The following is a 23,686-nucleotide window of genomic DNA, read 5'->3' as shown; positions in this document are numbered from 1 at the left end:
TTGAAAAGTCCATGTACAAATATATGGAGGAGTTTGTCGATAAAAAAGATGAAAGTTATCCACTACTTATCCACATTTTTGTGGATAACTTATCCTACCTTGATTTAAATTTTTTGTGTATAACTGTTCTATCTAGTTGTTTATAAAGTATTTAATTTTGTTGATAGCTTTTGAAGAGCGATCGCTCGGTGTGAAATTTGATTTTTTTCCTCACTCGATAATTCGCCAAAAGTTTGAGATTTATCAGGAAAATAGAAGAGAGGATCGTAGCCAAATCCGCCAGAACCTAAAATTTCTTTCGTAATAAAACCATGAGCTTCCCCTTCAGCAATTAAAGGAACGGGATCTGTTTCATCACGAACAAGGACTAAAACAGCTTTAAAGTAAGCGGCGCGTTCCTGATCTTGAAAGTTGCTCATTTTTTGTAATAGCTTGGCATTATTAGCACTATCGGTTGCTTCTTCGCTATATCTTGCTGAGTAAATGCCAGGTTCGCCATTTAAATGGGGGACAACAAGGCCTGAATCATCAGCTAGCGCAGGTAATCCACTTATTTTGGCCGCGTTTCTTGCTTTAATAAGGGCATTTTCGATAAAAGTAAGGCCTGTCTCTTCAGGATCTGAAATAATTCCTGCCTCTTTTAAAGAGAGTGTTTCAATTCCTAATGGCTCAAAAAGTGCTTTAAATTCAGCAATCTTACCGGCATTATTACTAGCAATGACAATTTTTTTCATAGAAAATCCTTTTGTTGTTTTGGGGAATAATCGCAATTTTAAATTTATTGAACGATATTATTATGAGCTGATCTTACGAGATAAATCTCGGGGTTTTACGAAGATTTCAAAGAGAAGTGACTTTAAAATCATTAATAGATTTGGGATAGGATCCTTTTAGGAAAGGATTATCTTTTTTAATTTTTACTCTCAAAATCGGTGATTATGGAAGATTTATCAAAATCACCTGAAGATATTTAAGAGACTATTATGGGAAGATTAATGGCGAATTAAACTTTAATATTATGCAATGATTTGAATTTCATGGCGCTCTGGCAATTTGTTTAAGATCTCTTGTAAGGAGCCATGTTGTGGTGTTTCTAGCATGGGTTCTATTTCCAGTAAAGGAACCAAAACAAAAGCTCGCTCTTGCATAAAAGGGTGTGGAACGGTGAGTCTTTCTGTAGAGATCTGCTCTTTATTAAATAAAATTATATCAATATCAAGCGTTCTAGGCCCCCAATGGATCTCTCTTTTTCGATGATGTGCTTGCTCTATTTCTTGCATTTTTGTGAGCAGATCATGTGCTGAAAGTGAGGTATTAATCTTAATAGCGGCATTAATAAAATCGGGTTGTTTTGGCCCAATAGGCGGTGTTTTATAAAGAGAGGAAATATTTAATAGATTAATTTTTGGAATATTATCAATCTCTTTGAGGGCGATTTTGATCTGTTCAAGAGGATTATTAATGTTTGAACCAAGGGATAGGTAAGCGATGTGCATAGAGGACCTTTTTAAATAATTAAAATATATATCTTGCATTTAGTGGAATTTCCGCTTAATGTTAGAGCTGTCTACCTACAAATGTAGCGTAGACAGTTTCTATTTTTAAATATGATTTTAAATCATATAGATTTATTTTTGAGGTTTTTTATGCGTATTGGAACTGTAAAATGGTTCAATGAATCCAAAGGATTCGGTTTTATCACTCCTGATGACGGTGGTGCTGATGTATTCGTACATTTCTCTACTATCCAAGGTGATGGCTTTCGTACTTTAGCGGAAGGTCAAAAAGTTGAGTTTGATGCCAAAGAGTCAGATCGTGGTCTTCAAACAACTGTTTGTAAACCTGCTTAATATTTAAGTAAGAAAGTAAGGGAGTTAGTTGTTCCATTGAATTGTTAGTTATGCATTAATTAGTAACCTATAGAACAAAAATGACCGGACACAAAAAAGCCTCTAATTTTATTAGAGGCTTTTTCCTTCTCTAGAGAAAATAATGATTACATATTGCTAATCATTACGTCTCCAAATTCGCTTGTAGAGACTTGTGTTGCATCTTTCATCATCTTAGCGAAGTCTGCAGTCACTTTCTTCGAACTAATAGCCCCATTTAACGCTTTAATGACTAAATCAGCAGCTTCAGTCCAGCCTAAATGACGAAGCATCATCTCTGCTGATAAAATAATGGAACCAGGATTGACAATATTCTTACCGGCAATATCAGGTGCTGTACCATGAGTTGCTTCAAAAATCGCGATGGAATCTGAAAGGTTCGCCCCTGGCGCAATACCGATACCACCCACTTGCGCAGCGAGCGCATCTGAGATGTAGTCACCATTTAAGTTTAATGTTGCCACAACGGTATATTTTTCAGGTTCAAAAAGGATACGTTGTAAGAAAGCATCAGCGATACTATCTTTAACAGTGATCATTTTTCCTGTTTTTGGGTTTTTAAATTCACACCATGGACCATTACCAATTAAGGTTGCCCCAAATTCTTCACGAGCAAGCTCATATCCCCAATCACGGAATCCACCTTCTGTGAATTTCATGATATTTCCTTTATGTACAAGGGTGACATTAGGTTTATCATTGTCGATGGCGTATTGAATCGCTTTACGAACAAGGCGTTTAGTTCCTTCGATTGAAACAGGCTTAATTCCAATACCTGAAGTCTCTGGGAAACGAATTTTGTTAACGCCCATCTCCCCTTGTAAGAAATCGATCACTTTTTTTGCTTCCGGTGATCCTGCTTCCCACTCGATACCTGCATAGATATCTTCTGAGTTTTCACGGAAAATAACCATATCTACTTTTTCAGGCTCTTTCACAGGTGAAGGAACGCCGGCAAAGTATTGTACGGGGCGCATACAGAGATAAAGATCAAGTGTTTGACGCATTGTTACGTTAAGTGAACGGATACCGCCACCAACTGGTGTTGTTAAAGGGCCTTTAATAGAAACAATAAACTCTTTAAGCGCATCTAAAGTCTCTTTAGGTAACCATTCATCTTTACCGTAAACTTTTGTAGATTTTTCACCTGCGTAAACTTCCATCCATGAGATTTTTTTCTCATTTCCATAAGCTTTCTCAACAGCAGCATCAATGACTTTTTTCATCACTGGGGTGATTTCTGCACCCACCTCATCCCCTTCAACAAAAGGGATGATGGGATTATTGGGTACATTGAGAGAAAAATCCTTGTTAATGGTAATTTTCTCACCCGTTGGCACAACTATATGTTGATAACTCATAAACCCTCCAAAATAAATATTAAAAATTAAAAAAGTGAATCTCAATTAAAAAATTTAACTTTGTTGGATGATGCGTTTCGGGCCAATTGAGGTTGGCGTATTAGGCGCACCGATCCCTAAAAATTGGTTATCGTCACTGTAGAGGCGATATAAATTACTATCGAGTGTACCTTCTATTCGTATCCTTTGTCCATGAAGAATGCGGGCAGAATCCTCCTGATTAAAGGTGAGTATTGGTAAATCAGTGACGGCACGATCAATCGGAAGTAATAAAGCATCTAAACTATCTAATTGATCTTTTAATGATTCTATTTTTGAAAAAGGAATTAAGGTCTCATTTTCAAAAGGATGAATAGTCACTCTTCTAAGCATTGTTAAATGCCCCACTGTTTGTAAGTTTTGGGCAATATCTTCTGCTAATACTCTAACGTAAGTCCCTTTAGAACAGGTAACGGTTGCGGTAAAAGAGGTTTCATTAAACTCATCTAAAGTCAGTGACAAAATCGTAATATTACGGGCTTTTCTCTCAACCTCAATTCCTTCTCGCGCGAGTTCATAAAGTCTTTTACCTTCATGATGAAGAGCGGAAACCATTGGAGGAATTTGGGAGATCTCCCCAAGAAAGCTATTGAGGGCATTTTCTATGTGTGAGGCTGTTAAATTTTCCGCAATAGCCTTTGTTTCAATAATTTCGCCTTCGGCATCTCCGGTTGAGGTTTTTTCCCCAAGCTTACAGGTAAACTGATAAGTTTTGTGGTTATCCAGAAGTTGACCTGCAAATTTGGTTGCTTCTCCAAAACAGATGGGCAGCATGCCTGTTGCCATGGGATCTAATGTTCCGCTATGGCCTGCTTTTTCAGCATTGAAGAGTCTTTTTACTCTTTGTAAAATGTGGTTACTAGTGATGCCTTTAGGTTTATCTAAAAGCAAAATGCCGTCAATATGACGGCGTTTATGTTTAATCTTCTGATTCATCTGGGCGATTTTTCTCAGCTTTTAGTTCGTCGGAACGAATCGCTTCTGTAATAAGGGAAGTGATCGCATTACTCTTTTCAAGGAGATCATCGTAAATAAAATGAAAACGAGGAATCGTCCGTAAGCGTAATATCTTCCCAAGTTGACGGCGAAATTCAGGACCATACTCATGGAGTAAGTCGATAATTTCACCTCGTTCCTCTTTAGGACCTAAATAGGTGATATAGACTTTAGCTTGAGAAAAGTCCCGTACCGTTTCCACTAAGGTGATGGAAACCATCATGGCACGTGAATCACTGATCTCTTTGCGAATAAGCATTGAGAGCTCCTGACGGAGCTGCTCATCTATGCGTTTTAAACGTGAATTATTACTCATTATAGTTTGCGTTCTACTTCCACTGTTTCAAATACTTCGATTTGGTCACCTGTGCGAACATCATTATAGTTTTTCACACCGATACCACACTCAATACCTGCACGAACTTCGTTAACGTCATCTTTAAAGCGACGTAATGATTCAAGTTCGCCTTCATAGATCACAATATTATCACGAAGGACACGGATTGGGCTATGACGTTTAATTAAACCTTCCGTTACCATACAGCCGGCAATTGCTCCAATTTTTGGAGATCTAAAGACATCACGAACTTCTGCGATACCAATGATTTGTTCTTTAAATTGTGGAGCAAGTTTACCAATTAATGCTTTTGTCACTTCATCAATGACATCATAGATCACGCTGTAGTAGTAAAGAGATAAACCTTCTTCTTCAATAATTCTACGAGCACTATTGTCCGCACGAACGTTAAATCCAATGACAAGTGCATCAGAAGAGACTGCTAAGTTTGCATCAGATTCTGTAATACCACCTACGCCACTTGCGACAACGGTTACCGTTACTTCATCATTTGATAACTCATGAAGCGCATTAACAATTGCTTCGATAGAACCTTGAACGTCTGCTTTAAGCACAATGTTGAGGCGTTTTGTTTCTGCTTCACCCATTGAATTAAAGAGGTTTTCAAGTTTTGATTTATGTTGTCTTGCAAGTTTGATCTCACGGAATTTACCTTGACGGAAAAGCGCAATTTCACGGGCTTTACGCTCATCAGGAACGACCATAACTTCGTCCCCTGCATTAGGAACCCCAGATAGACCAATTACTTCTACCGGAATAGAAGGAGACGCGCTATCAACTTGTTGTCCATTTTCATCAATCAATGCTCTTACGCGGCCATATTCATAACCGGCAAGAAGGATATCCCCTTTTTTAAGAAGACCTGATTGAACTAAGATAGAAGCAACAGGACCACGACCACGATCGAGCTTAGACTCAATCACAGAACCACGAGCAGGACCTTCAGCAATTGCTTTTAGTTCTAAAACTTCCGCTTGTACTAAGATCTGATCTAATAGATGGTCAATGCCTTCCCCTGTTTTTGAAGAAACAAAGGCAAAGAGGTTCTCACCGCCCCACTCTTCAGAAACAATGCCGTATTGTGTCAATTCTGACATGATACGATCTTTATCAGCGGTAGGTTTATCCACTTTAGTTACCGCCACAATCACCGGCGTATTAGATGCTTTAGCATGCTGAATCCCTTCAATTGTTTGTGGCATGATGCCATCATCTGCTGCGATAACAAGTACCACGATATCTGTGACTTTTGCCCCACGAGCACGCATTGCGGCGAATGCACTGTGTCCTGGAGTATCTAAGAACGAGATTACGCCTTTATCTGTTTTTACATGATATGCACCGATGTGCTGAGTAATCCCACCTGCTTCACCGCTTGCAACATGTTCTTTACGGATATAGTCAAGAAGTGATGTTTTACCATGGTCAACATGACCCATGATTGTTACAACAGGAGGACGAGGTTTAATAAGATCTGTACCCCCTTGTTCAATTGAAGCGATGAGCTCTTCTTCTAGAGGATTTTCACTTACAAATTTAAAGGTATGACCCATCTCTTCAACCACAATGGCTGCAGTTTCACGATCAAGTAATTGGTTAATTGTCACCATTGAACCCAAGTTCATGAGCGCTTTAATAACTTCAGCGGCTTTCACTGACATTTTGTGTGCAAGATCTGCAACGCTAATGGTTTCACCTAAATCTACTTCCACCTGTTTTGTGACAGTTGGCAATTGGAAACCATGTTGTTGTGGTGCTTGTGAGCGTTTGGTTTGACGGCGGTTTTGGCTATTACCTCGTTTATTTTCACGCTTAAGAGAGATCTCCGCACGTAAATCTTTATCATCACGATCATGACGACGAGCATTAGATTTACGAGGTTTCTTATCAGCACTACCTTCTTCTAATTTTGGAGAACGTTTCACAGATTTAATAATCGGTGCATCCTCTTCATCATTAACAATAGGTTCGATAACAGGTTCTTCAACAGGCGCTTCTTCCTCTTGTGTTTGGAATTGAATCGCTACTTTTGATACCGGTTTTTCTGTGGCTGATGCCATGCGATTAAGACGAGCAATCTCTTCTTGTTGTGCACGATCACGCTGTTCTTTTTTCGCTTTTGCAGCTTCTTTTTTCTCTTCAAGTTCGCGTTCTGCGCGCTCTTTAGCAGCGACTTGACGTTCTTTTTGAACTCTATCAGCTTCAAGGCGTTTTGCCTCTTGTTCCGCTTTTCGTTTTGCTTCCATCTCGGCTTTATCTGTGTTCTCTGAAGTATTCACTTCTTGTTTTACGATTTCTACTTTTGGTTCAGGGGTGTCTACCGGAAGAGCCTCAGTTTTTTCTGCTTTTTGAGCAACAGCCGAAGCGTCAGAAACTGATTCTTCCGCTGCAACTGAGATATCCATCTCATCTGGTGTTACAACATTGTCTTCAGGTTTCTGCTTCACATAAGTACGTTTACGACGAACCTCAACAGGAACCGTACGTGCTTGCCCAGGAGCTGTTTCAACTTTTAACTCTGTATGGGTTTTGCGTTTTAACGTAATTTTTGATGGGCTTTTTGTTTTATCTTTTTCACTCATTCTTATCTTCCAAGTAGACACTCTATGTCTAGCTAAAATTATCTATTCATATTATTCAAACCAGCTCTGTCTTGCAGCCATAATATACTTACTTGCATCTTCTTCATCGATTGCAATGAGTTCGCATAGCTCATCTGTTGAGAGTTCTGCTAAATCATCTAATGTGCGAATATTATTTTTTGCGAGTGTAATGGCAAGTAACTCATTGTCATCAAGTGCGCTGATGAGTTCTGGAGTTGGTGCTGCATCCCCTAAGTTTTGGAGTAATGCTTTCTTATTATTTAATGCTTCAACAGCGGCATCACGAAGGGCTTCGATGATATCTTCATCAAACTCTTCAATTTCAAGCATCTCGACAACAGGGACATAAGCAACTTCTTCAATGGTGGAGAATCCTTCACGGATGAGGATTTCAGCAACCTCTTCATCCACGTTAAGACCTTCCATGAAGAGATCCAGCGTACGACCTGATTCTTTCTCATATTTTTGTTGTGCATCTTCACTACCCATGACGTTGAGTTCCCAACCTGTGAGTTTTGATGCTAAGCGAACGTTTTGTCCGCCACGGCCAATTGCCTGAGAAAGTTTATCTTGGCTAACCGCGATATCCATCATGTGATGATCCTCATCGACCACAACAGAGAGAACTTCTGCAGGTGACATGGCGTTGATGACGAACTGTACAGGATTTTCATCCCAAAGTACGATATCAACACGCTCTCCTGCGAGTTCTTTAGTAATATTTTGAACACGTGAACCACGCATTCCCACGCAAGCACCTACAGGATCGATACGTTGATCATGTGTTTTTACCGCAATTTTAGCGCGGCTACCAGGATCACGGCTTGCGGCAATGATCTCGATAGAACCTTGGTTAATCTCAGGGACTTCAATCTCAAAAAGCGCTTTGATAAGATCATCACTTCTTCTGGAAAGAACGATCTGTGGGCCTCTTGGATTATCCATACTAATCTCTTCCAGAACGGCACGGATTTGATTGCCGATACGAAGAGATTCACGAGGAATCATATTCTCTTTTGCTAAGAATGCTTCATCGTTATCGCCGATATCAATATAGAAGTTACCGCGATCAATACGTTTTACCGTACCACGGATGAGCTCACCGATACGATGCTCATAGCGACGAGCCATTTGCATTCTTTCTGCTTCACGAATTTTTTGGAAAATGATCTGTTTAGCCGTTTGTGCACCAATGCGCGCAAATGGAATATTATCAATTTCATCTTCAATAAAGTCCCCAACTTGAATCTCTGGGTCGTCAATTTGTGCCGCTGAAAGCGTAATTTGGCGTGTAGGAACTTGCTCTTCTTGAGGAAGATTATCTTCTACCACCATCCAGCGGCGGAATGTACGATAAGAACCATCAGCTTTATTAATCTCAATACGAAGATCAACATCAATGGTATAAGTTCTACGTGCAGCTGCTGCTAACGCAAATTCTAATGCAGCAAAAATCTCATCACGAGAGATGCCTTTTTCATTAGATACGGTTTCCGCAACGAGCATTATTTCTTTATTATTCATGTTGAGAACTCTCTTTTATAAATTTTAAAAGTCGATCACGAGTTGTGCTCGATCAATATTTGATAAAGGAACTAATATCGGCTCTTCAGAAAACTGGTCATTTTCAAGTTTCATACTAATACTTAATTCGGTATCCGTCACGTCAATGACTTTACCTTGAAAACGGCGACGGTTATTGATTGCGGAACGTAGTTGGAAGGCAATCAATTGATCTTTATAGGCTGCGAACTGTTCTGGGTAGAAAAAGTAACGATCGAGTCCTGGCGATGATACTTCTAAAGTATAAGCCATAGTAATAGGATCATGAACATCAAGAAGACCTGCGACTTGGTTGCTCACAATCTCACAATCCTCAATGCCAATCCCATCTTCTTTATCTATATAAAGACGAAGAATCGCATTTTTTGTATTGGGATGAAACTCAATGCCCCAAAGCTTGTATCCCATCGCTTCGATTGAAGGAGAGAGAAGTTCTGTCAGATTATAAGGATCTTTACGCATAAAAGCAGCTTTCCATAAAAAATTGAATAAGCAAAAAGCCCGCTTAAAAACGGGCTTTTATTATTATGTTTGGTTGCGGGGGCCGGATTTGAACCAACGACCTTCGGGTTATGAGCCCGACGAGCTACCAGACTGCTCCACCCCGCGTCAATGAAGAAGCTATTATATATATCTTTCACATAAATGCAAATGTTTTTTCTAAAAAGAAGATAAAACCACGGTTTCTTTCGTTTTTCACAGGTTTTTTAGTTTAGAGGGATTATTTGCTCTATGAGTACGCAAGCGCTTTTATATACTCCTATGCTAAAGAGTCGCGCCTGTAGTAAGCGTAATAAGAGAAGTGATAGTTCATTGAGGGTAGACAGGTTATATAGAAATAGACTTTCGCGTGATATGCATTTTTGGGGAAAAATTTAGATGCGCAATTGTTTAATCTGTTTTTCTTAGCTTGTTTCTCTTAACTTTGATTGAAGTGATTGAAGCCGAGAGATTTACTCGTTAACTTCGGAGTTGTGTATCTAGAAGTTTGTTTATTAGGGCACTAAGAAGATTTATGAAAGATGAATTCTTAAGGTTTGTCGAGAGATATCAGGATCAATCAGAGAAGGTTAAAGCCTTAAAAGTCTTTTAAAATAGCTTTGATCGCTTCATTAAATGTTTCAAAAGAAGTCAGATTTAACTCAAAGAATATGAATAAGATCGCAATAATCATAAAAAAGTGTGTAGAATGACATCCATAAATTTAAAAGATAATAGATAGAGAAGGGGATTATGCCAGCTGTATTACTAATGGCCATCGCAATCTGTTTCGAAGTTATAGGAACCGTTTGTATGAAACTATCAGATGGGTTTAATATGATTTTGCCCTCTATTTTGATGCTCGTATTTTACGGACTTGGGTTTGTTGCATTTGTCGCCTGTATTGCGAAAGTACAAATTTCAATTGCCTATGCGCTATGGACGGCTATTGGAATGGTCGCCATCTCTATTATTGATATTCTCTTTTTCGATGCGCATCTATCTAATACCAAAATTATTGCATTTATCTTAATTAGTTTAGGCGTTGTGGGTTTAACCTTTGAACCTCAGAAAAAGGTGACTCATGACTGAGATTTTTGCCTTTTTTGATGCGATTAATGTTTGGGTTTTACTCATTTTTGCAATATTTTGCAGTGCTTTTGCCACAACAAGCCTTAAATTTTTAGGATGTGGTGCGCCTAAATATACCCTGCTTGGCGTTATTGTCGGTTACACCCTCTTTCTTTTTATTATTACGTTAGTGATGAGTCGTATTGATATGAGTATTGGTTATGCTGTTTGGGCAGGTTTATCAACGGTTTTAATGACGATATCAGGGACGATTTTTTTTAGAGAAAAACTCACATTACAAAAGGCCATTAGCCTGACATTAGTGGTGGTGGGGGTCGTTGTTTTAAATCTAGCGGATGGCGTTCTATAGTAAATATTATTGATAGAAAATGTAAAGATGACCCTAAATAAGATGAAATGTATATCGTAAACAGCGGGTTTAATATATATTTGAATAGGGAGTATGTATCGCTGTATAAAATATTTAATAAATATTAAACAGATATATTGATTGGGAAGTTTAAATATATAAAAGATATAGATTTATAGCCTTAAATTTATTCTAGGTAGATTATATGTAGTTTTAACGTATTGATGTGTTAGAATTGCGCATTAGGACTCTTAGTATAAATATATAAGGGGCTAAAATATCTTGTTTGAGGTAAAAGGCATGCAAAAGAAAATAAAAGTCGCATGTGGGAATTGTAGTTTGCAACAACTTTGTCTCCCTGTGGGTTTAGAAAATAACGAGTTTGTAAAACTTGAGAAAATTGTACAGAGAGGCAAGCCACTATCACGTGGAAAACATATTTACTATCCAGGAGATCAGTTTACATCTCTCTATGCGGTGAGATCTGGAGCTGTTAAAACCTATAAAGTTGCAAATGATGGTACCGAATATGTCACAAGTTTTTATCTACCTGGTGAGATTATTGGACTTGATGCGTTAAGTTCAGGAACCCATTCTTGCGGTGCTAAGACATTAGAGACAACGAGTCTTTGTGAAATTCCTTATAATCAACTTGATACGATTGCAGTCACTATTCCAAATATTTCAAGACAGCTATTAAAGATCATGAGTCATGAAATTAAGTGTGATGAGCAGATGATGACAATGATCGGCTCACAACCTGCGAAAGCACGTTTAATTGCGTTATTTTTAAGTCTTTCTACAAGATTAAAACGTCGTGGCTATTCTGCAACAGAGTTTTCATTAAGTATGTCTCGTGCGGATATTGGTAGTTACTTGGGATTAGCAGTCGAAACAGTGAGTAGACTTTTAAAGAAACTCCAAGATCAAGGATTGATTGAAGTAAATCATCGACAAATTAAACTACTAGATATTGATCAATTACGTGAAATGGTCAATTTAGATATTCAATAATTAGCTCTAATAGAGATTAATAATGAATCATAAAGTAGATAAAGAGAAAGGGCTATTATTGTAATAGCCCTTTTTTTACGGTTATTTAATTGCGTTGTCATCTATTTGATTTAAAAACAATGTCTTAAAAGTAAAATAGTACAAAGTGCGAATCAAATAAGCTGCCTGATGCCGGATGGAACAATTTTACGCTTCTCATAATCGATGTGCCGGTAATCTGATTGAGTCTCTTTTAAGCTGACTTTCCTGCAAGCGGGATTAGTTGTTTTTAAACTGATTTGAAAATACGGTATTTTCGGTTTAAATCGGTTTGTCTTGCTATCTCATGTTTAAAATTTAATCCCAAAGCTCTCTTAATCTTATTTTAAGGTATTAACCGACAACCTTAGGTAGATTGAGTAATTCAGGGAATGAGCCGACAAAGATAATGATTAGTGCAAAGAGAACCGCTAATATTAAAGATAGATTTCCCCCACGAACATGTTGTCCTTTTGGATGTATTTTTCTGGACTTATAGGCAAGAACTACAGGTAAAATCACACCAATAAAGGCAAAGATGACACCGGCAAATGCAAAAGCGCTAAGAAAGATATTAGGGTAAGTAAAGCCGACAATAATAGGAGGAATAAAGGTAATGGCACCGACCATTAAATTATTTTTACGCATATTAAAATGTGCTAAGAGATCTTTTACGGCATTTGATAAGCCTAATGCAACGCCAATATAAGAGGTTGTTAGTGCTAACACAGAGAATATTCGTACAATTTCACTAATGGTTTTACTGCCTGTTGTAATTTCAAAGGCATGAATTAGCCCATTTAAGCTAGGATCTTCATTTAAGATAGCAATGAGTTTTGATTGCTCTAAAACCCCATGAGTTGCCATTTGCCAAATGATATAGATAATAAAAATCCCTGTAGAGCCAAAGATACAAGCTAAACGTAGCTGTCTGTTATTGCCTTGTAGATACTCATTAATCGTTGGGGTACAGATATGAAAACCAAAGGTCATAAAGAAGATGGGTAGGGCTGAAAAGAGTAGGAGATTATCTGTTGGTGTATATTGAAGATTACTAACAGAGAACTGACCGAAAAGTAGGTAGAGTAAGACGATAAAGCTTAGAACTTTTAAACCAAAAAAGAGGCGGTTAGTAATATCAGAAAGCGCAATACCAATCGTGACTATAATACCAAAGAGGATCGCAAACGTAAGGGCTGCAATTTTTTGTGCTTTTTGGGGATCTAGGTTCCAAGATTTAGGTAAAAAGCTAAAGAGTAGATTACCACTCCCAGTAATATAAGCCGTTAAAACGGCGTACATAAAAAAGAGTAGGATAAAATTGACGATAAGCTTTCCTGTTAAGCCAAAGTACTGTTCAGTAATCCCTGCAATTCCGGCATCATTAGGGCTATATTGATGAACTTCAGCGTAGAGAAGTGCGGTAAATGTTAATAAAACCCACAAAATAAAGAGAAGAAAGAAAGTCATCCCGAAACCCATTTGGGCTGATGTAAGAGGCATAGCGAGCATTCCTGCGCCAACGGCAGTACCCGCTATAATAAGCGTGCTTCCAAATACGCGATTTTTCACAATTGAAAATCCTTTATTAGATGTAGGTTAAGGTAAATGGCAAGGGATATGGTGGTCTCTTTATTATTTCTTAAATTAACGATCATAGTGGAGAATAAAGCAGATGTCTAAGAAGATTGCGATAGAGATGATCTCCTTTCTTTTTTGCTGGATGCTTTTTTTATAAGATCCAATATTAGGGCTTTTTTAATCGTTTTTAGTCAAGAGGCTATTTTTAGAAAAAAGAGATCTCTCTTTTTGAGTAAAGAGTGATTTAAAACAGTAGTTTATTGTTATAATATATTTTGGTGTTGACTCTATTTTGTACAAAGTCTAAAAAAAATCAGTATCAGAGTTGACGATAGGGATTAAATCTCTATAATACTAATTCCTCGGGGTCATTAGCTCAGTGGTAGAGCAGTTGGCTTTTAACCAATTGGTCGAAGGTTCGAATCCCTCATGACCCACCAAATTAAAAAGATCTCCTTTTAGGAGATTTTTTTATCCTCCGAGATTGGATGAATAGAAGTATTTCTCAAAAATTTTTATCTTTTAGGTAAAAATTATCCAAAAATAGAGTTGACCTCTAGTGAAAAATCACTATAATACTAACTCTTCTTTGGGTCATTAGCTCAGTGGTAGAGCAGTTGGCTTTTAACCAATTGGTCGAAGGTTCGAATCCCTCATGACCCACCAAATTAGAAAACCTCCGTTTACGGAGGTTTTTTTGTGCCTACTATATTCTGCAGTATCATAAAAGGCTTAAGGTGCGATTAATAGAAGGGAATGAGATGGTTGGTAAATGGTTAAAGGAGATACAGCATCCCTATAAACGGGAGGTATTGATTGTTGAGCTTAGTGATGACTCTGATGATAGTGAGCTTTCAGCGCTCTGCTCTGCTTTTTTTAAACTCTACCCACAAGCGCTTTTCTTTTCTGATCATGAACCTGCTCTTCATTGTGATCGTGTGTTTTCGCTCTGTAAAACACGTGAATACTTAGGATTAACAACATCTGCGGTACTTTTTGATGCCCGAAGAGGCTTTGCTTTAGATTATTTTCTATCGATTGCTGCCACAATTTCGAGAGGTGGCATGTTAATGATTCTTTCTCAAAAAAATTTGGGAATCTTTGAAAGCCAAAGGTTTCATGAGGAAGCGATTGCGACGCCTTATTTTCATAATTATTTAAAAAGCTTGTTTTCTAAATGGGCTTATCGTTTAGAAGAGGGGAAAATCTTTCCGCCTTTAAAGAGTGAAGAGATCGCTTTTGCCGCAAAGCCGGATGTAATGATAAAGGCGGGGGCTTATCACTATGAGCAATTACAGATTGCACAAGATTTTCTTGCTGCCTCAGAAGGGATTTTTACGCTTTTTTCTAAAAGAGGCTCTGGAAAATCATGGTTAGGGGCAAAGCTGATTGCGGACAACCCGAGTCATTATATTCTCACAGCGCCTAATCAAAATGCGATTGAGCAATACCGAGAGATTGAAGGATTACAGTTTAGAGCGCCTGATGCTCTCTTTTTAACGATTGAAGAGACAGATCTTCAATTAGAAACGCTGATTATTGAAGAAGCTGCAAAAATGCCATTATCGCATTTAGAAAGGTTATGCCGGCGTTTTAATAAAGTTTTGATGATCTCATCTGTCGAAAATTATGAAGGGACCGGGCAAGGATTACGGGAAAAAATCCAAGATCTTGTGGTGATTACAAAAGGCTATCAGCTTCAGCAATCATGGCGCTTTTTAGGTAATGATCCATTAAAACAGTTGTGCGATGATTTAATGTTGCGTTCGCTACAAACAGGCGATTGCCAAAATCAGCGCTCATCTAATCTCTTACATTTTTCCCCTGCGACTCTTTTTAAGGAAGAGATCGAGTATCAATTTTATAATCGCCAAAATATGGCGAGCTTACGAAGTGATCTTGCCCAATTAAGTGATCTTTATCAGCTATTAAATGACACGCATTACCAGACAAATATTCAAGATTTACGCCGGCTTTTTGATGCCCCTTCTCAAATCTTTGTTTTGGCTTATTATCAAAAAAAGTTAATCGGCGCGATTTGGGCAATGGAAGAAGGAGGATTGTCTCCAGAGTTAACAACCACTGTATTTAATGGCTTAAGGCGCCCAAAAGGTAACTTAGTGGCGCAGATGTTAGCAGGACAGAGCTATTTTCCAGAGGCAATGCTAGAAAAGTCTATTAGAATTTCCCGAATTTCTGTTGTAAAACCTTTAAGGCGATTAGGTATTGGCCAAACAATGGTTCATTTTTTAGAGGAAAAAGTGAGCGCAGAGATTGATTTTTTATCTGTCAGCTTTGGATTAACCGTAAATCTATTACAGTTTTGGGAGTCTATCGGGTATCAAATCGCGCATCTAGGTTTTCATCTTGATAAAACAACAGGGCTTCATTCAGCGGTTGTTTTAAAAGGGATGGGCATTCAAGATCAATCTCAAAAGAGAGGTGAATTACATTGGGTTGAGGCATCATTTGCAAAGTTTAAAGCAGATGCTGCATTAAATTGTCAATATAAGGAGTATCGCCCAGAGATTTTCCAGCTATTACAGGAAAAAGCAAAAGCAGGGATTTTTGATGAGAGGGATCAATCCGTGATTAATGCTTTTACCCATTTTAAACGGGCTAAGCATAGTGTTGAAAATGCTTTATTAAGAGAAAAATTAAGCTAGATTGAGCTATTGTTATGCAGTTGTTGACAGCACTATGATTCCTCCCTATAATCCTAATTCTGAAATGTAGTTCAGCCGGCGTAGCTCAGTTGGTAGAGCAACTGACTTGTAATCAGTAGGTCCCGCGTTCGATTCGTGGTGCCGGCACCATATCAAAGATCAACCCAATACTTTTAAGTATTGGGTTTTTTCTTGCCTTCATCAATATAGGCGTATAGGCGTAAGGCGAATGTATGTAAGAGTATCGTCTAGTCGATTCAGTTTAAGAAGCGCTGCTCTCAAAGCAAAATTGTACAATGTGTGCATCAAACGAGCTTACTAGATGCCCGATAGAACGATTCTTGCGATTCTCATACCGATGCGCCGGTATATTCATTATGGGAAGCGTATGAAGAGAAATGCCTTGTTAAAATAAGATGGATAAGAACATTATGTAAGGGATGGGGAATATCTGTGGCAAATTTTTCTAGGAAGAGTTGACAGAAGGTTTTTTCCTCCCTATAATCCTATTCCTGCAATGCAGTAAGCCGGCGTAGCTCAGTTGGTAGAGCAACTGACTTGTAATCAGTAGGTCCCGCGTTCGATTCGTGGTGCCGGCACCATATAAAGAGAAGCCCAACTATTTATAGTTGGGCTTTTTCTATTGTGTTTTTATTTATTTTTGCATTTTTTCTTGGAAGATGTGCTTGCAAGATGCCGGGCATTGATTGTGAGTCGTACTAGAATCGTTCTATCCGGGATCATGCAAGCTGCTTTGAGGTATATGATGTACAGTTTTACTCATCTAAAAGATCAGGATTCATCTTTAACACTAAAGCCTTAATTTCAGGTGTTGGATATTCCGCACGATGCATAAGTAGTGAGTAGAGCTCAGGGTCTTGCATATCTAATAGCGTTAGATAGAGATCTTTCTCTGCGTTAGGGGCACTTTCAAAGTGATTGGCAAGGTAACGATCGCATAAGGCATCTAATTCACGCATGCCACGACGTGAACGCCATTTTATTTTTCTTAGATCATATTTTTCACTCATCTAAATAACCTCTTCTCTTTAAAAGTTGTGAAACTGAAAATAATCATAAAGGATCAGTGTACTATGTTTAGAGTTTGGAGGCGGGGAATCTTCTTTTTAGAAATTTTTACAGCTTTTGTCAGTCATCTGTTTCGCAATGGTTTTTTCAGGCTTTTGCCGATATCTCTTTGCTCCAAAAGGAGAAAAAGTAAAATAAATGCGCAATTCTTTAGCGATTTTTGTTATGATCTATGACCGGTTAAGAAATCAAAAAGAAATGGTCAACGCCACTTTTGCTTGATTATGTTTTACTTCTTAGCTAGTATTCTTCCCTTCAATAAATTAGTGACACGGTGAACTATGAATAAATGGTTTGAATTAACTTTGAAAGCTGACATGCGATTTACTGCGGAAGCATTAGATGAAGCATTAGTGGAATCTGGCGCAGTTGCAGTAACGATGAAAGATGGCGAAGATGATCCAATATTCGAACCTCTTCCAGGGGAAACACCCTTATGGAATAATACGCTTGTGACAGGGCTCTATGAAGTCCCTTGTGATGTTGAAGCGATCAAGGCTTTTTTAGTGCAATATTTAGATGAGCCCTATTTGCCGATAGTTGAAACCAATGAATTGGAAGATAAAGATTGGGTAAGGGCTTGGCAAGATCACTATAAGCCCATTAAATTTGGGGAAAATTTATGGATCTGCCCAACGCACCTACCCTCTCCTGAGCCAGAAATAGCGACCGTGAGACTTGATCCGGGTTTAGCTTTTGGAACAGGAACACACCCCACAACGGCGCTGTGCCTTGAGTGGCTATCTGAAAATCGTACAGAATTTATCAATCAAACGATTATTGATTATGGTTGTGGTTCTGGCGTTTTAGGGATAGCAGGAAAGCTTTTAGGCGCAAAAGAGTGCTTTAGTACGGATATTGATCCCCAAGCGATCTACGCAACTGCGCAAAATGCGGAGCGTAATAATGTAGTCATTCACGGGGCACTTCCTGAGAATTTTAAGCCAACAAAGGCAAAAGTTGTTCTTTCAAATATTTTGTCAGGACCATTAGTTGAGCTTGCGCCTATCTTAGGAAATTTAGTAGAACCCGGTGGTCACTTAGTTTTAGCAGGACTTTTAGATCATGATGCCGCCTTTGTAAAAGGGGCTTATGAGGCAGAGTTTACGTTTGAAGCAGATAAGAGCTTAGACGGTTGGACTAGACTTCACGGTATTAAAAAACAGTAATGAAAATTGGGCCTTATCAAATATCATCGCCTTTCGTGCTAGCACCGATGGCGGGGGTAACGGATCTTCCTTTCCGTAAGATTTGTCGAGAGATGGGAGCAGGGCTTGCCGTTTGCGAAATGGTAAATGCAAACTCTGAGCTTTGGGAAACAGAGAAATCTCAGCTTCGATTTACTTATGACGGGGAAGTGGCGCCGGTAAGTGCACAAATTGTCGGATATGATCCGGCAATGATGGCGGATGCTGCACGTTTTAGTGTGGAAAGTGGCGCCGAAATTATCGATATTAATATGGGATGCCCCGCCAAAAAGGTTTGTAAAAAAGCAGCAGGATCAGCGTTATTACAAGATGAGCCTTTAGTTGTAGAGATTTTAAAAGCAGTGGTTGCTGCAGTTGATGTTCCTGTGACCTTAAAAATCCGTACCGGATGGGATCGTGAGAACAAAAATGCCGTAACAATTGCAAAACACGCACAAGAGATAGGAATACAAGCATTAGCAATCCATGGACGGACGAGAGAAGATCGCTTTCTTGGTGAAGCCGAATATGACACGATTGCGAAGGTGAAAGAAGCGATCAGTATTCCTGTTATTGCAAATGGTGATATTGATTCAATAGAGAAGGCAAAGCGAGTCTTGAGTCATACAGGTGCGGATGCGGTCATGATTGGCCGTGCAGCTTTGGGAAATCCTTGGCTGTTTCGCTCTTTATCTCAAGGTGAGATGTATCTTCCAACTCAAGAAGAGTTATTAGCAACGGTCTTAAATCATGTAAGTGAGCTTCATGAATTTTATGGCGTTGATAAAGGGATTCGTGTTTCGCGTAAACATATCCTTTGGTACTTAGGGGACCGAGAAATTCCTGCAGATTGGCGTAGTGCTATGTTGCGGGAGCGAGTACCAGAAAAACAGCTTGATTGGATTCGCCAGATTTTTTCGAATCAATAGTTGGCCATTTGTTCTTTCATATGTAACTTTAATTTTTGACAGATATTTTAGGAGTAAAAAATGATTTCTCGTGAGCGTCTTAAAGACCATATTCCATTGCGTGAGTCAGTAAAAGAAGCGTTAGACGAAATTTCAGGGATGCTAGATGGGAAATACCCACCTAACCTCTATCGTTTAGTGATTAATGAAGTTGAGCGTCCGCTTTTTGAGAAAGTTTTAGAATATACTGATGGTAATCAGTCAAAAGCTTCTGAAATTTTAGGGATTACTCGTTCAACTTTGAAAAAACGCTTGGATTACTTTGATATTGATCCTCGTGAGCATAAATCATAAGATTAGGTAAGTTGTTATAAACGCCGTATCAAGTATGCGGTTATGATTATCGATGAGTTGAGGAGTATTAACATGAAAAAAGCCAATGATATCCGTCGTGGAGATGTTATTTTACATAATAATCTCTATTATCTGGTTCGAGAGGTTGAAAAGTCTGCGCCAACGGCTAGGGGTGGCAATACCACATATCGAATTCAGATGTTCTCAATTCCCGATAATCATAAATTAGATCTCTCGCTTCGTGCTGATGATGAGCTTGATGATGTTCAACTTAGCAAAAGGGAAGCGACCTACTCTTACCAAGATGGTGAAAACTATGTGTTCATGGATAGTGAAGACTTTAGTCAATACTATTTGAGTGAAAAGATGGTAGGAGATGATGCGGGCTTTATTTTAGAAGGTATTGAAGGGTATTATGTATCATTGATTAATGATGCACCGGTTGCGCTCTCATTACCGCAAACGGTTGTGCTTGAAGTTGTAGATACTGCGCCAGAATTAAAAGGGGCAAGTGCTACAAAGCGCAATAAGCCGGCAAAACTTTCAACAGGTATTACGGTTTCAGTACCTGAATATATTGAAAATGGCACAAAAATTATCGTCAATACCGATACTAAAGAGTATTCAAGCCGCGCGTAATTAAAGATAAGAATGGATAGTCAAAAGGTGAGCGAAGTCTCACCTTTTTTTATGTCCCAATAGTAGTTTTAGAGAGATCTTTAGAAGTTATCGTCGAATCGGTTTAATAAATACTATTTTAATAGTATTTAAGGGTACAGCGTGTGTATCAAATTAACTTGCACGATGCCGGATAGAATGGGGATAACTCTTTTCATCGCTGAGCGCTGGCAATTTGATCCCGTGATTTTAAACTGATTTGAAGATATCTATTAAAAAGGGCGTATTAACTTATTGAAAAAAAGATTAACAGCTAAGAGAGATTCGTTATACTGTCAATAGCAATCATCCGAGAATAAGGTAGGTTTTAATGAAAAAGTTACTGATAGCAATGGTATTTATGGGCTTGGCAACTTCTGCACAAGCACAATTTACAGGTAGTGATGTGGGGATGCCGCCACAAGATCTTTTAATTTCCCCCTTTGAAATTAGTAAGGTTGAAGCTGTTCGCCAAATGCCAGATGATACTTATGTGACGGTAGTTGGGCATATTATTGCGCAACAGGGACGAGATCGAGATAAGTACCTCTTTCAAGATGAGACAGGGGAGATTATTGTCGAGATTGATAAAAAGCTATGGCGCAATCAACCGGTATCTCCTGAGACAACGGTTAAAATATTAGGGGAATTAGATCAAAGCCGTCACCAAGATCGAGTGAAGATTGAAGCAGTATATCTTGAAGTGATTCAGTAAGTTGAAGTCTCTTTTGGATCATTTTAAAAAGTAGCTCGATATTCTCGGGCTCTTTTGTTATTGCTTTCTCGGGAATATCACAGAATAATGAGTTTTAGATAAGAGATTCAAATTTTTATAATTGTTGAGCAGAAATAATTAAGAGAAAATCATCATTTTCTTAGGAGAAAAAATGAAAAAATTAATGTTAGCAGGTGCTTTAATGGCAGGATTAATCTCTGGTGTGGCAATGGCAGAAGAGACTGTTAAAGCCCCTAATCTTTATGTAGAGATGGATACAACTGCCGGGAATATTGTTCTTGAGCTAAATGAAGCAGCCGCGCCAGTTACTGTGGCTAACTTTAAAAACTATGTGGACGATGGCTACTATGATGGTTTAATTTTTCATCGTGTGATTGATGGTTTTATGGTGCAAGGAGGCGGTTTTGATAGCGACATGAATCAAAAAGGGACTAAAGCGCCGATTCAAATTGAATCCAATAATGGTTTAAAAAATGTACGGGGTTCCGTTGCAATGGCTAGAACGATGGATCCTAACTCTGCAACAAGTCAGTTTTTTATCAATACTCAAAACAACACCTTCTTAGATTATCCAGGGCAAGATGGCTATGGATATACCGTTTTTGGGAAAGTGGTTAGCGGTATGGATGTTGTCGATAAAATGGAAAAAGTAAAAACAGGGGATCGTGGTATGCATGGTGATGTGCCTGTAGAGCCTATTATGATTGAAAGCATGAAGTTTGTAGAAAAACCTGAGTAGAGTCATTAAAATAGAGAGAAGCGGTTCAATAATGAATCGCTTTTTAAATGGAAGTAGCGGAAGATCAGATTAAATGATCTTATATAAACGACAATGAAGAGGCGATATGAAAAAGAAATTATTATTAGTTTTAGGGGCATCTCTGCTATTGGCTGCGTGTAACGATACTCCAAAAGAGGATGTAGTAACGCCTGCTGTCGTAGAGGAAAATACAGAAGCCGTTTTTGAAAGAGAACATACCTCACAAAACTCCTTAGATTGGGCAGGGATTTATAAAGGGCAGTTACCTTGCGCTGATTGTGAAGGAATTAATGTGGAATTAGTGCTCGAAGAGGATGGCACATACTATTATCAACAGACCTATTTAGAGACTCGTGATGGGGATCAAACCTTTGATGAACAAGGAAGTTTCACGTGGAACAAAGCGGGACAAGTTGTGACTTTAGAGGGAACTGCTGGCGGTCCTGATGGTGCGGTGCGTTACTTTGTAGGTGAGAATGTTCTCTTCCCTGCTGATAAAGATGGTAAAATCATCGAGATCGAATCACAATTTGATTACAATCTTCATAAAGTGCTTCCAGAATAGTTGTAAGCTAAAGGTCGATGGCTTTTAAGTCAGGTTTCATAGGAAGACGACTTTATTGAGAGTGTATCGATGTATTTAATTTTGATATTGATAGCGGTTATTCGTTATCAATTTAGCAATGAGGTTATAGATAGATGCTTAAGTTCCATACAAGTGTTGGTGAATTTACAATTACTTTAGATCACGAGAAAGCGCCAATTACTGCGGCAAACTTTCTTCAATATGCCAAAGATGGTTATTTTGAAGGAACACTTTTTCACCGTATTATCCCAGGATTTATGGTTCAAGGTGGCGGTTTAGAACCAGGAATGGTTGATAAGCGTGAAGGCCATCATGCACCGATTCAAAATGAAGCGGATAACGGTTTAAAGAATGTTCGTGGTTCAGTAGCCATGGCGCGTACGATGGATCCACATTCAGCAACTTCACAGTTTTTTGTGAATTTAGTGGATAATGGTTTCTTAGATCATAAATCACAAACACCACAAGGTTGGGGTTATGCTGTATTTGGTCAAGTCACGGAAGGTATGGATGTGATTGATGCGATGGCGAAAGTTGAAACAACTTCACGTCGTGGTCATGGTGATGTGCCTGTTGAAGATATCTTGATCGAACGCGTTGAAGTGATTGGTGAGTAATTAACTGATGGTAAAAGCACCGATCTCGCTCTTTATTAGCGATATCCACTTAAGTGAAAGTCGTAGCGATATCGCTACGGCTTTTTTTGAGTTTATTGAAAATATCGCACCGACTGCGGATACGCTCTATATATTGGGAGATCTTTTTGATTTCTGGGCAGGGGATGATATTGAAACCCCTTTAACGGAGAAAGTGGCAAGTTATTTAACGGCGCTCTCTGCTAAAGGAACCAAGATTATCTTTATTCCCGGTAATAGAGATTTCGCACTAGGGGCGAATTATGCTAAAAAAGCAAGTATGGAGTTAGTGGGGGATTCACTTAAAATTTTTAACGAACAGATTCTCTTAATTCATGGAGATGAACTCTGTATTGAAGATCTTGAGTATCAGCGATATAAAAAATGGATTCGTCATCCTTGGGTTTTGGCAATCTTAAAGCGCCTGCCTAAAAGGTATCGCTTAAAGCTTGCGAATAAAATACGGACTAAGAGTAAAAATGCGCCTAAAAAAGCGATTGTAGATGTCACTGCTAGTTTTGTGGATCAATTTTTCTTAAATCATCAGATTAAGGTTATTATTCATGGTCATACGCATAGAGCCGGGCATCACAGACATTTAGATCAGTATGAGCGTTATGTATTAAGTGACTGGGATCAAAAAGGAGACTACTTAAGACTTGAAAACGGGACTTTGAGTCGCCATATATTTAAAATCGATCCATTCATGATGATCTCATAATGGTGGATCTCCCGAGATTTGTATCATTTATGCTAAAAATAGCG

At 38.6% G+C, this 23,686-nt stretch carries 24 protein-coding genes and 5 tRNA genes; 18 read left to right on the top strand and 11 right to left on the bottom strand.

The features are described from left to right. Window positions 1-140 precede the first annotated feature (140 nt). The gene (gene rdgB, locus MMG00_RS11400; RefSeq protein ID WP_242148408.1) at window positions 141-734 is read right to left on the bottom strand and encodes an RdgB/HAM1 family non-canonical purine NTP pyrophosphatase; all 594 of its coding nucleotides are present in this window, start codon (window positions 732-734) and stop codon (window positions 141-143) included. A 282-nt stretch (window positions 735-1,016) separates the two neighbouring features. Continuing rightward, window positions 1,017-1,496, bottom strand: a complete 480-nt coding sequence (gene folK / locus MMG00_RS11395; protein WP_242148406.1) for a 2-amino-4-hydroxy-6-hydroxymethyldihydropteridine diphosphokinase — start codon at window positions 1,494-1,496, stop codon at window positions 1,017-1,019. A gap of 150 nt (window positions 1,497-1,646) precedes the next feature. On the opposite strand from folK, the gene MMG00_RS11390 reads away from it, so the two are divergent. Further along, window positions 1,647-1,850 carry a cold-shock protein gene (locus MMG00_RS11390; protein ID WP_242148404.1) on the top strand — a complete coding sequence of 68 codons (204 nt, stop codon included), beginning with the start codon at window positions 1,647-1,649 and terminating at the stop codon, window positions 1,848-1,850. A 146-nt stretch (window positions 1,851-1,996) separates the two neighbouring features. Here MMG00_RS11390 and icd read toward each other — a convergent pair whose 3' ends face one another. From icd to MMG00_RS11355, 7 genes are all read right to left on the bottom strand, one after another. Further along, complete coding sequence (gene icd, locus MMG00_RS11385; RefSeq protein WP_242148402.1) at window positions 1,997-3,250, bottom strand: NADP-dependent isocitrate dehydrogenase; 1,254 nt, start codon at window positions 3,248-3,250, stop codon at window positions 1,997-1,999. Window positions 3,251-3,304: 54 nt separating this feature from the next. After that, complete coding sequence (gene truB / locus MMG00_RS11380) at window positions 3,305-4,225, bottom strand: tRNA pseudouridine(55) synthase TruB (protein WP_242148401.1); 921 nt, start codon at window positions 4,223-4,225, stop codon at window positions 3,305-3,307. Next, on the bottom strand, window positions 4,209-4,601 hold the full coding sequence (rbfA, locus tag MMG00_RS11375; RefSeq protein WP_242148399.1) for a 30S ribosome-binding factor RbfA: 393 nt from the start codon (window positions 4,599-4,601) through the stop codon (window positions 4,209-4,211). The genes truB and rbfA overlap by 17 nt, the downstream gene beginning before the upstream one ends. Then, a complete protein-coding gene (gene infB / locus MMG00_RS11370; RefSeq protein WP_242148397.1) occupies window positions 4,601-7,225 on the bottom strand; it encodes a translation initiation factor IF-2 in 2,625 nt (874 codons plus the stop codon). The genes rbfA and infB overlap by 1 nt, the downstream gene beginning before the upstream one ends. A 51-nt stretch (window positions 7,226-7,276) precedes the next feature. Beyond that, window positions 7,277-8,770: a transcription termination factor NusA gene (gene nusA / locus MMG00_RS11365; protein ID WP_242148394.1), complete on the bottom strand. Its 1,494-nt coding sequence runs from the start codon at window positions 8,768-8,770 to the stop codon at window positions 7,277-7,279. Window positions 8,771-8,794: 24 nt separating this feature from the next. Further along, window positions 8,795-9,271 carry a ribosome maturation factor RimP gene (gene rimP / locus MMG00_RS11360; protein WP_242148392.1) on the bottom strand — a complete coding sequence of 159 codons (477 nt, stop codon included), beginning with the start codon at window positions 9,269-9,271 and terminating at the stop codon, window positions 8,795-8,797. A gap of 70 nt (window positions 9,272-9,341) precedes the next feature. Then, window positions 9,342-9,418 (bottom strand) — tRNA-Met (locus tag MMG00_RS11355). A 624-nt stretch (window positions 9,419-10,042) separates the two neighbouring features. Between MMG00_RS11355 and MMG00_RS11350 the strand changes: the two genes are divergently transcribed. The 3 genes from MMG00_RS11350 (at window position 10,043) to fnr (ending at window position 11,744) form a co-directional block, all read left to right on the top strand. Then, window positions 10,043-10,381, top strand: coding sequence for a DMT family transporter (locus MMG00_RS11350; protein WP_349775514.1), 339 nt, complete (start codon window positions 10,043-10,045; stop codon window positions 10,379-10,381). Next, window positions 10,374-10,730 carry a DMT family transporter gene (locus MMG00_RS11345; protein ID WP_242148388.1) on the top strand — a complete coding sequence of 119 codons (357 nt, stop codon included), beginning with the start codon at window positions 10,374-10,376 and terminating at the stop codon, window positions 10,728-10,730. The genes MMG00_RS11350 and MMG00_RS11345 overlap by 8 nt, the downstream gene beginning before the upstream one ends. Before the next feature lie 300 nt (window positions 10,731-11,030). Next, the gene (gene fnr, locus MMG00_RS11340) at window positions 11,031-11,744 is read left to right on the top strand and encodes a fumarate/nitrate reduction transcriptional regulator Fnr (protein ID WP_242148386.1); all 714 of its coding nucleotides are present in this window, start codon (window positions 11,031-11,033) and stop codon (window positions 11,742-11,744) included. Between the two features lie 372 nt (window positions 11,745-12,116). Here fnr and MMG00_RS11335 read toward each other — a convergent pair whose 3' ends face one another. Next, a complete protein-coding gene (locus tag MMG00_RS11335; RefSeq protein ID WP_242148384.1) occupies window positions 12,117-13,334 on the bottom strand; it encodes an amino acid permease in 1,218 nt (405 codons plus the stop codon). 374 nt (window positions 13,335-13,708) lie between these two features. Between MMG00_RS11335 and MMG00_RS11330 the strand changes: the two genes are divergently transcribed. From MMG00_RS11330 to MMG00_RS11310, 5 genes are all read left to right on the top strand, one after another. Further along, window positions 13,709-13,783, top strand: a tRNA-Lys gene (locus tag MMG00_RS11330). Between the two features lie 151 nt (window positions 13,784-13,934). Then, window positions 13,935-14,009 (top strand) — tRNA-Lys (locus MMG00_RS11325). Window positions 14,010-14,080: 71 nt separating this feature from the next. After that, a complete protein-coding gene (locus MMG00_RS11320) occupies window positions 14,081-16,009 on the top strand; it encodes a tRNA(Met) cytidine acetyltransferase TmcA domain-containing protein (RefSeq protein WP_242148382.1) in 1,929 nt (642 codons plus the stop codon). Between the two features lie 74 nt (window positions 16,010-16,083). Continuing rightward, window positions 16,084-16,159: transfer RNA gene (locus MMG00_RS11315), tRNA-Thr, on the top strand. 376 nt (window positions 16,160-16,535) lie between these two features. Next, window positions 16,536-16,611: transfer RNA gene (locus tag MMG00_RS11310), tRNA-Thr, on the top strand. Window positions 16,612-16,785: 174 nt separating this feature from the next. Here the strand turns inward: MMG00_RS11310 and MMG00_RS11305 are convergent. Further along, window positions 16,786-17,040, bottom strand: coding sequence for an FAD assembly factor SdhE (locus MMG00_RS11305; RefSeq protein WP_242148380.1), 255 nt, complete (start codon window positions 17,038-17,040; stop codon window positions 16,786-16,788). A gap of 339 nt (window positions 17,041-17,379) precedes the next feature. On the opposite strand from MMG00_RS11305, the gene prmA reads away from it, so the two are divergent. The 9 genes from prmA to MMG00_RS11260 all read left to right on the top strand — a co-directional run bounded on the left by prmA (window position 17,380) and on the right by MMG00_RS11260 (window position 23,642). Next, a complete protein-coding gene (gene prmA / locus MMG00_RS11300) occupies window positions 17,380-18,267 on the top strand; it encodes a 50S ribosomal protein L11 methyltransferase (RefSeq protein WP_242148378.1) in 888 nt (295 codons plus the stop codon). Continuing rightward, entirely contained in the window at window positions 18,267-19,214 is a 948-nt protein-coding gene (gene dusB, locus MMG00_RS11295) for a tRNA dihydrouridine synthase DusB (RefSeq protein WP_255836873.1), read from the top strand. Before prmA ends, dusB begins: the two co-directional genes overlap by 1 nt. A gap of 60 nt (window positions 19,215-19,274) precedes the next feature. After that, window positions 19,275-19,547 (top strand): helix-turn-helix domain-containing protein, encoded by a 273-nt coding sequence (locus MMG00_RS11290; protein ID WP_242148376.1) that lies wholly within the window; start codon window positions 19,275-19,277, stop codon window positions 19,545-19,547. A 72-nt stretch (window positions 19,548-19,619) separates the two neighbouring features. Beyond that, a complete protein-coding gene (gene efpL / locus MMG00_RS11285; RefSeq protein ID WP_242148374.1) occupies window positions 19,620-20,186 on the top strand; it encodes an elongation factor P-like protein EfpL in 567 nt (188 codons plus the stop codon). A 349-nt stretch (window positions 20,187-20,535) separates the two neighbouring features. After that, window positions 20,536-20,919: a NirD/YgiW/YdeI family stress tolerance protein gene (locus MMG00_RS11280; RefSeq protein ID WP_242148372.1), complete on the top strand. Its 384-nt coding sequence runs from the start codon at window positions 20,536-20,538 to the stop codon at window positions 20,917-20,919. 172 nt (window positions 20,920-21,091) lie between these two features. Beyond that, on the top strand, window positions 21,092-21,679 hold the full coding sequence (locus MMG00_RS11275) for a peptidylprolyl isomerase (RefSeq protein ID WP_432805922.1): 588 nt from the start codon (window positions 21,092-21,094) through the stop codon (window positions 21,677-21,679). A gap of 106 nt (window positions 21,680-21,785) precedes the next feature. Beyond that, the gene (locus MMG00_RS11270) at window positions 21,786-22,265 is read left to right on the top strand and encodes a copper resistance protein NlpE (protein WP_242148370.1); all 480 of its coding nucleotides are present in this window, start codon (window positions 21,786-21,788) and stop codon (window positions 22,263-22,265) included. Between the two features lie 134 nt (window positions 22,266-22,399). Further along, window positions 22,400-22,903, top strand: a complete 504-nt coding sequence (locus tag MMG00_RS11265) for a peptidylprolyl isomerase (RefSeq protein WP_242148368.1) — start codon at window positions 22,400-22,402, stop codon at window positions 22,901-22,903. A 7-nt stretch (window positions 22,904-22,910) separates the two neighbouring features. Then, window positions 22,911-23,642 carry a UDP-2,3-diacylglucosamine diphosphatase gene (locus MMG00_RS11260; protein ID WP_242148366.1) on the top strand — a complete coding sequence of 244 codons (732 nt, stop codon included), beginning with the start codon at window positions 22,911-22,913 and terminating at the stop codon, window positions 23,640-23,642. Window positions 23,643-23,686: the final 44 nt, after the last annotated feature.

Source organism: Ignatzschineria rhizosphaerae (assembly GCF_022655595.1).
Taxonomy (GTDB): Bacteria; Pseudomonadota; Gammaproteobacteria; order Cardiobacteriales; family Wohlfahrtiimonadaceae; genus Ignatzschineria; species Ignatzschineria rhizosphaerae.
Note: the sequence above shows the minus strand (reverse complement) of the source record. Positions and strands in the feature narration are given on the sequence as shown.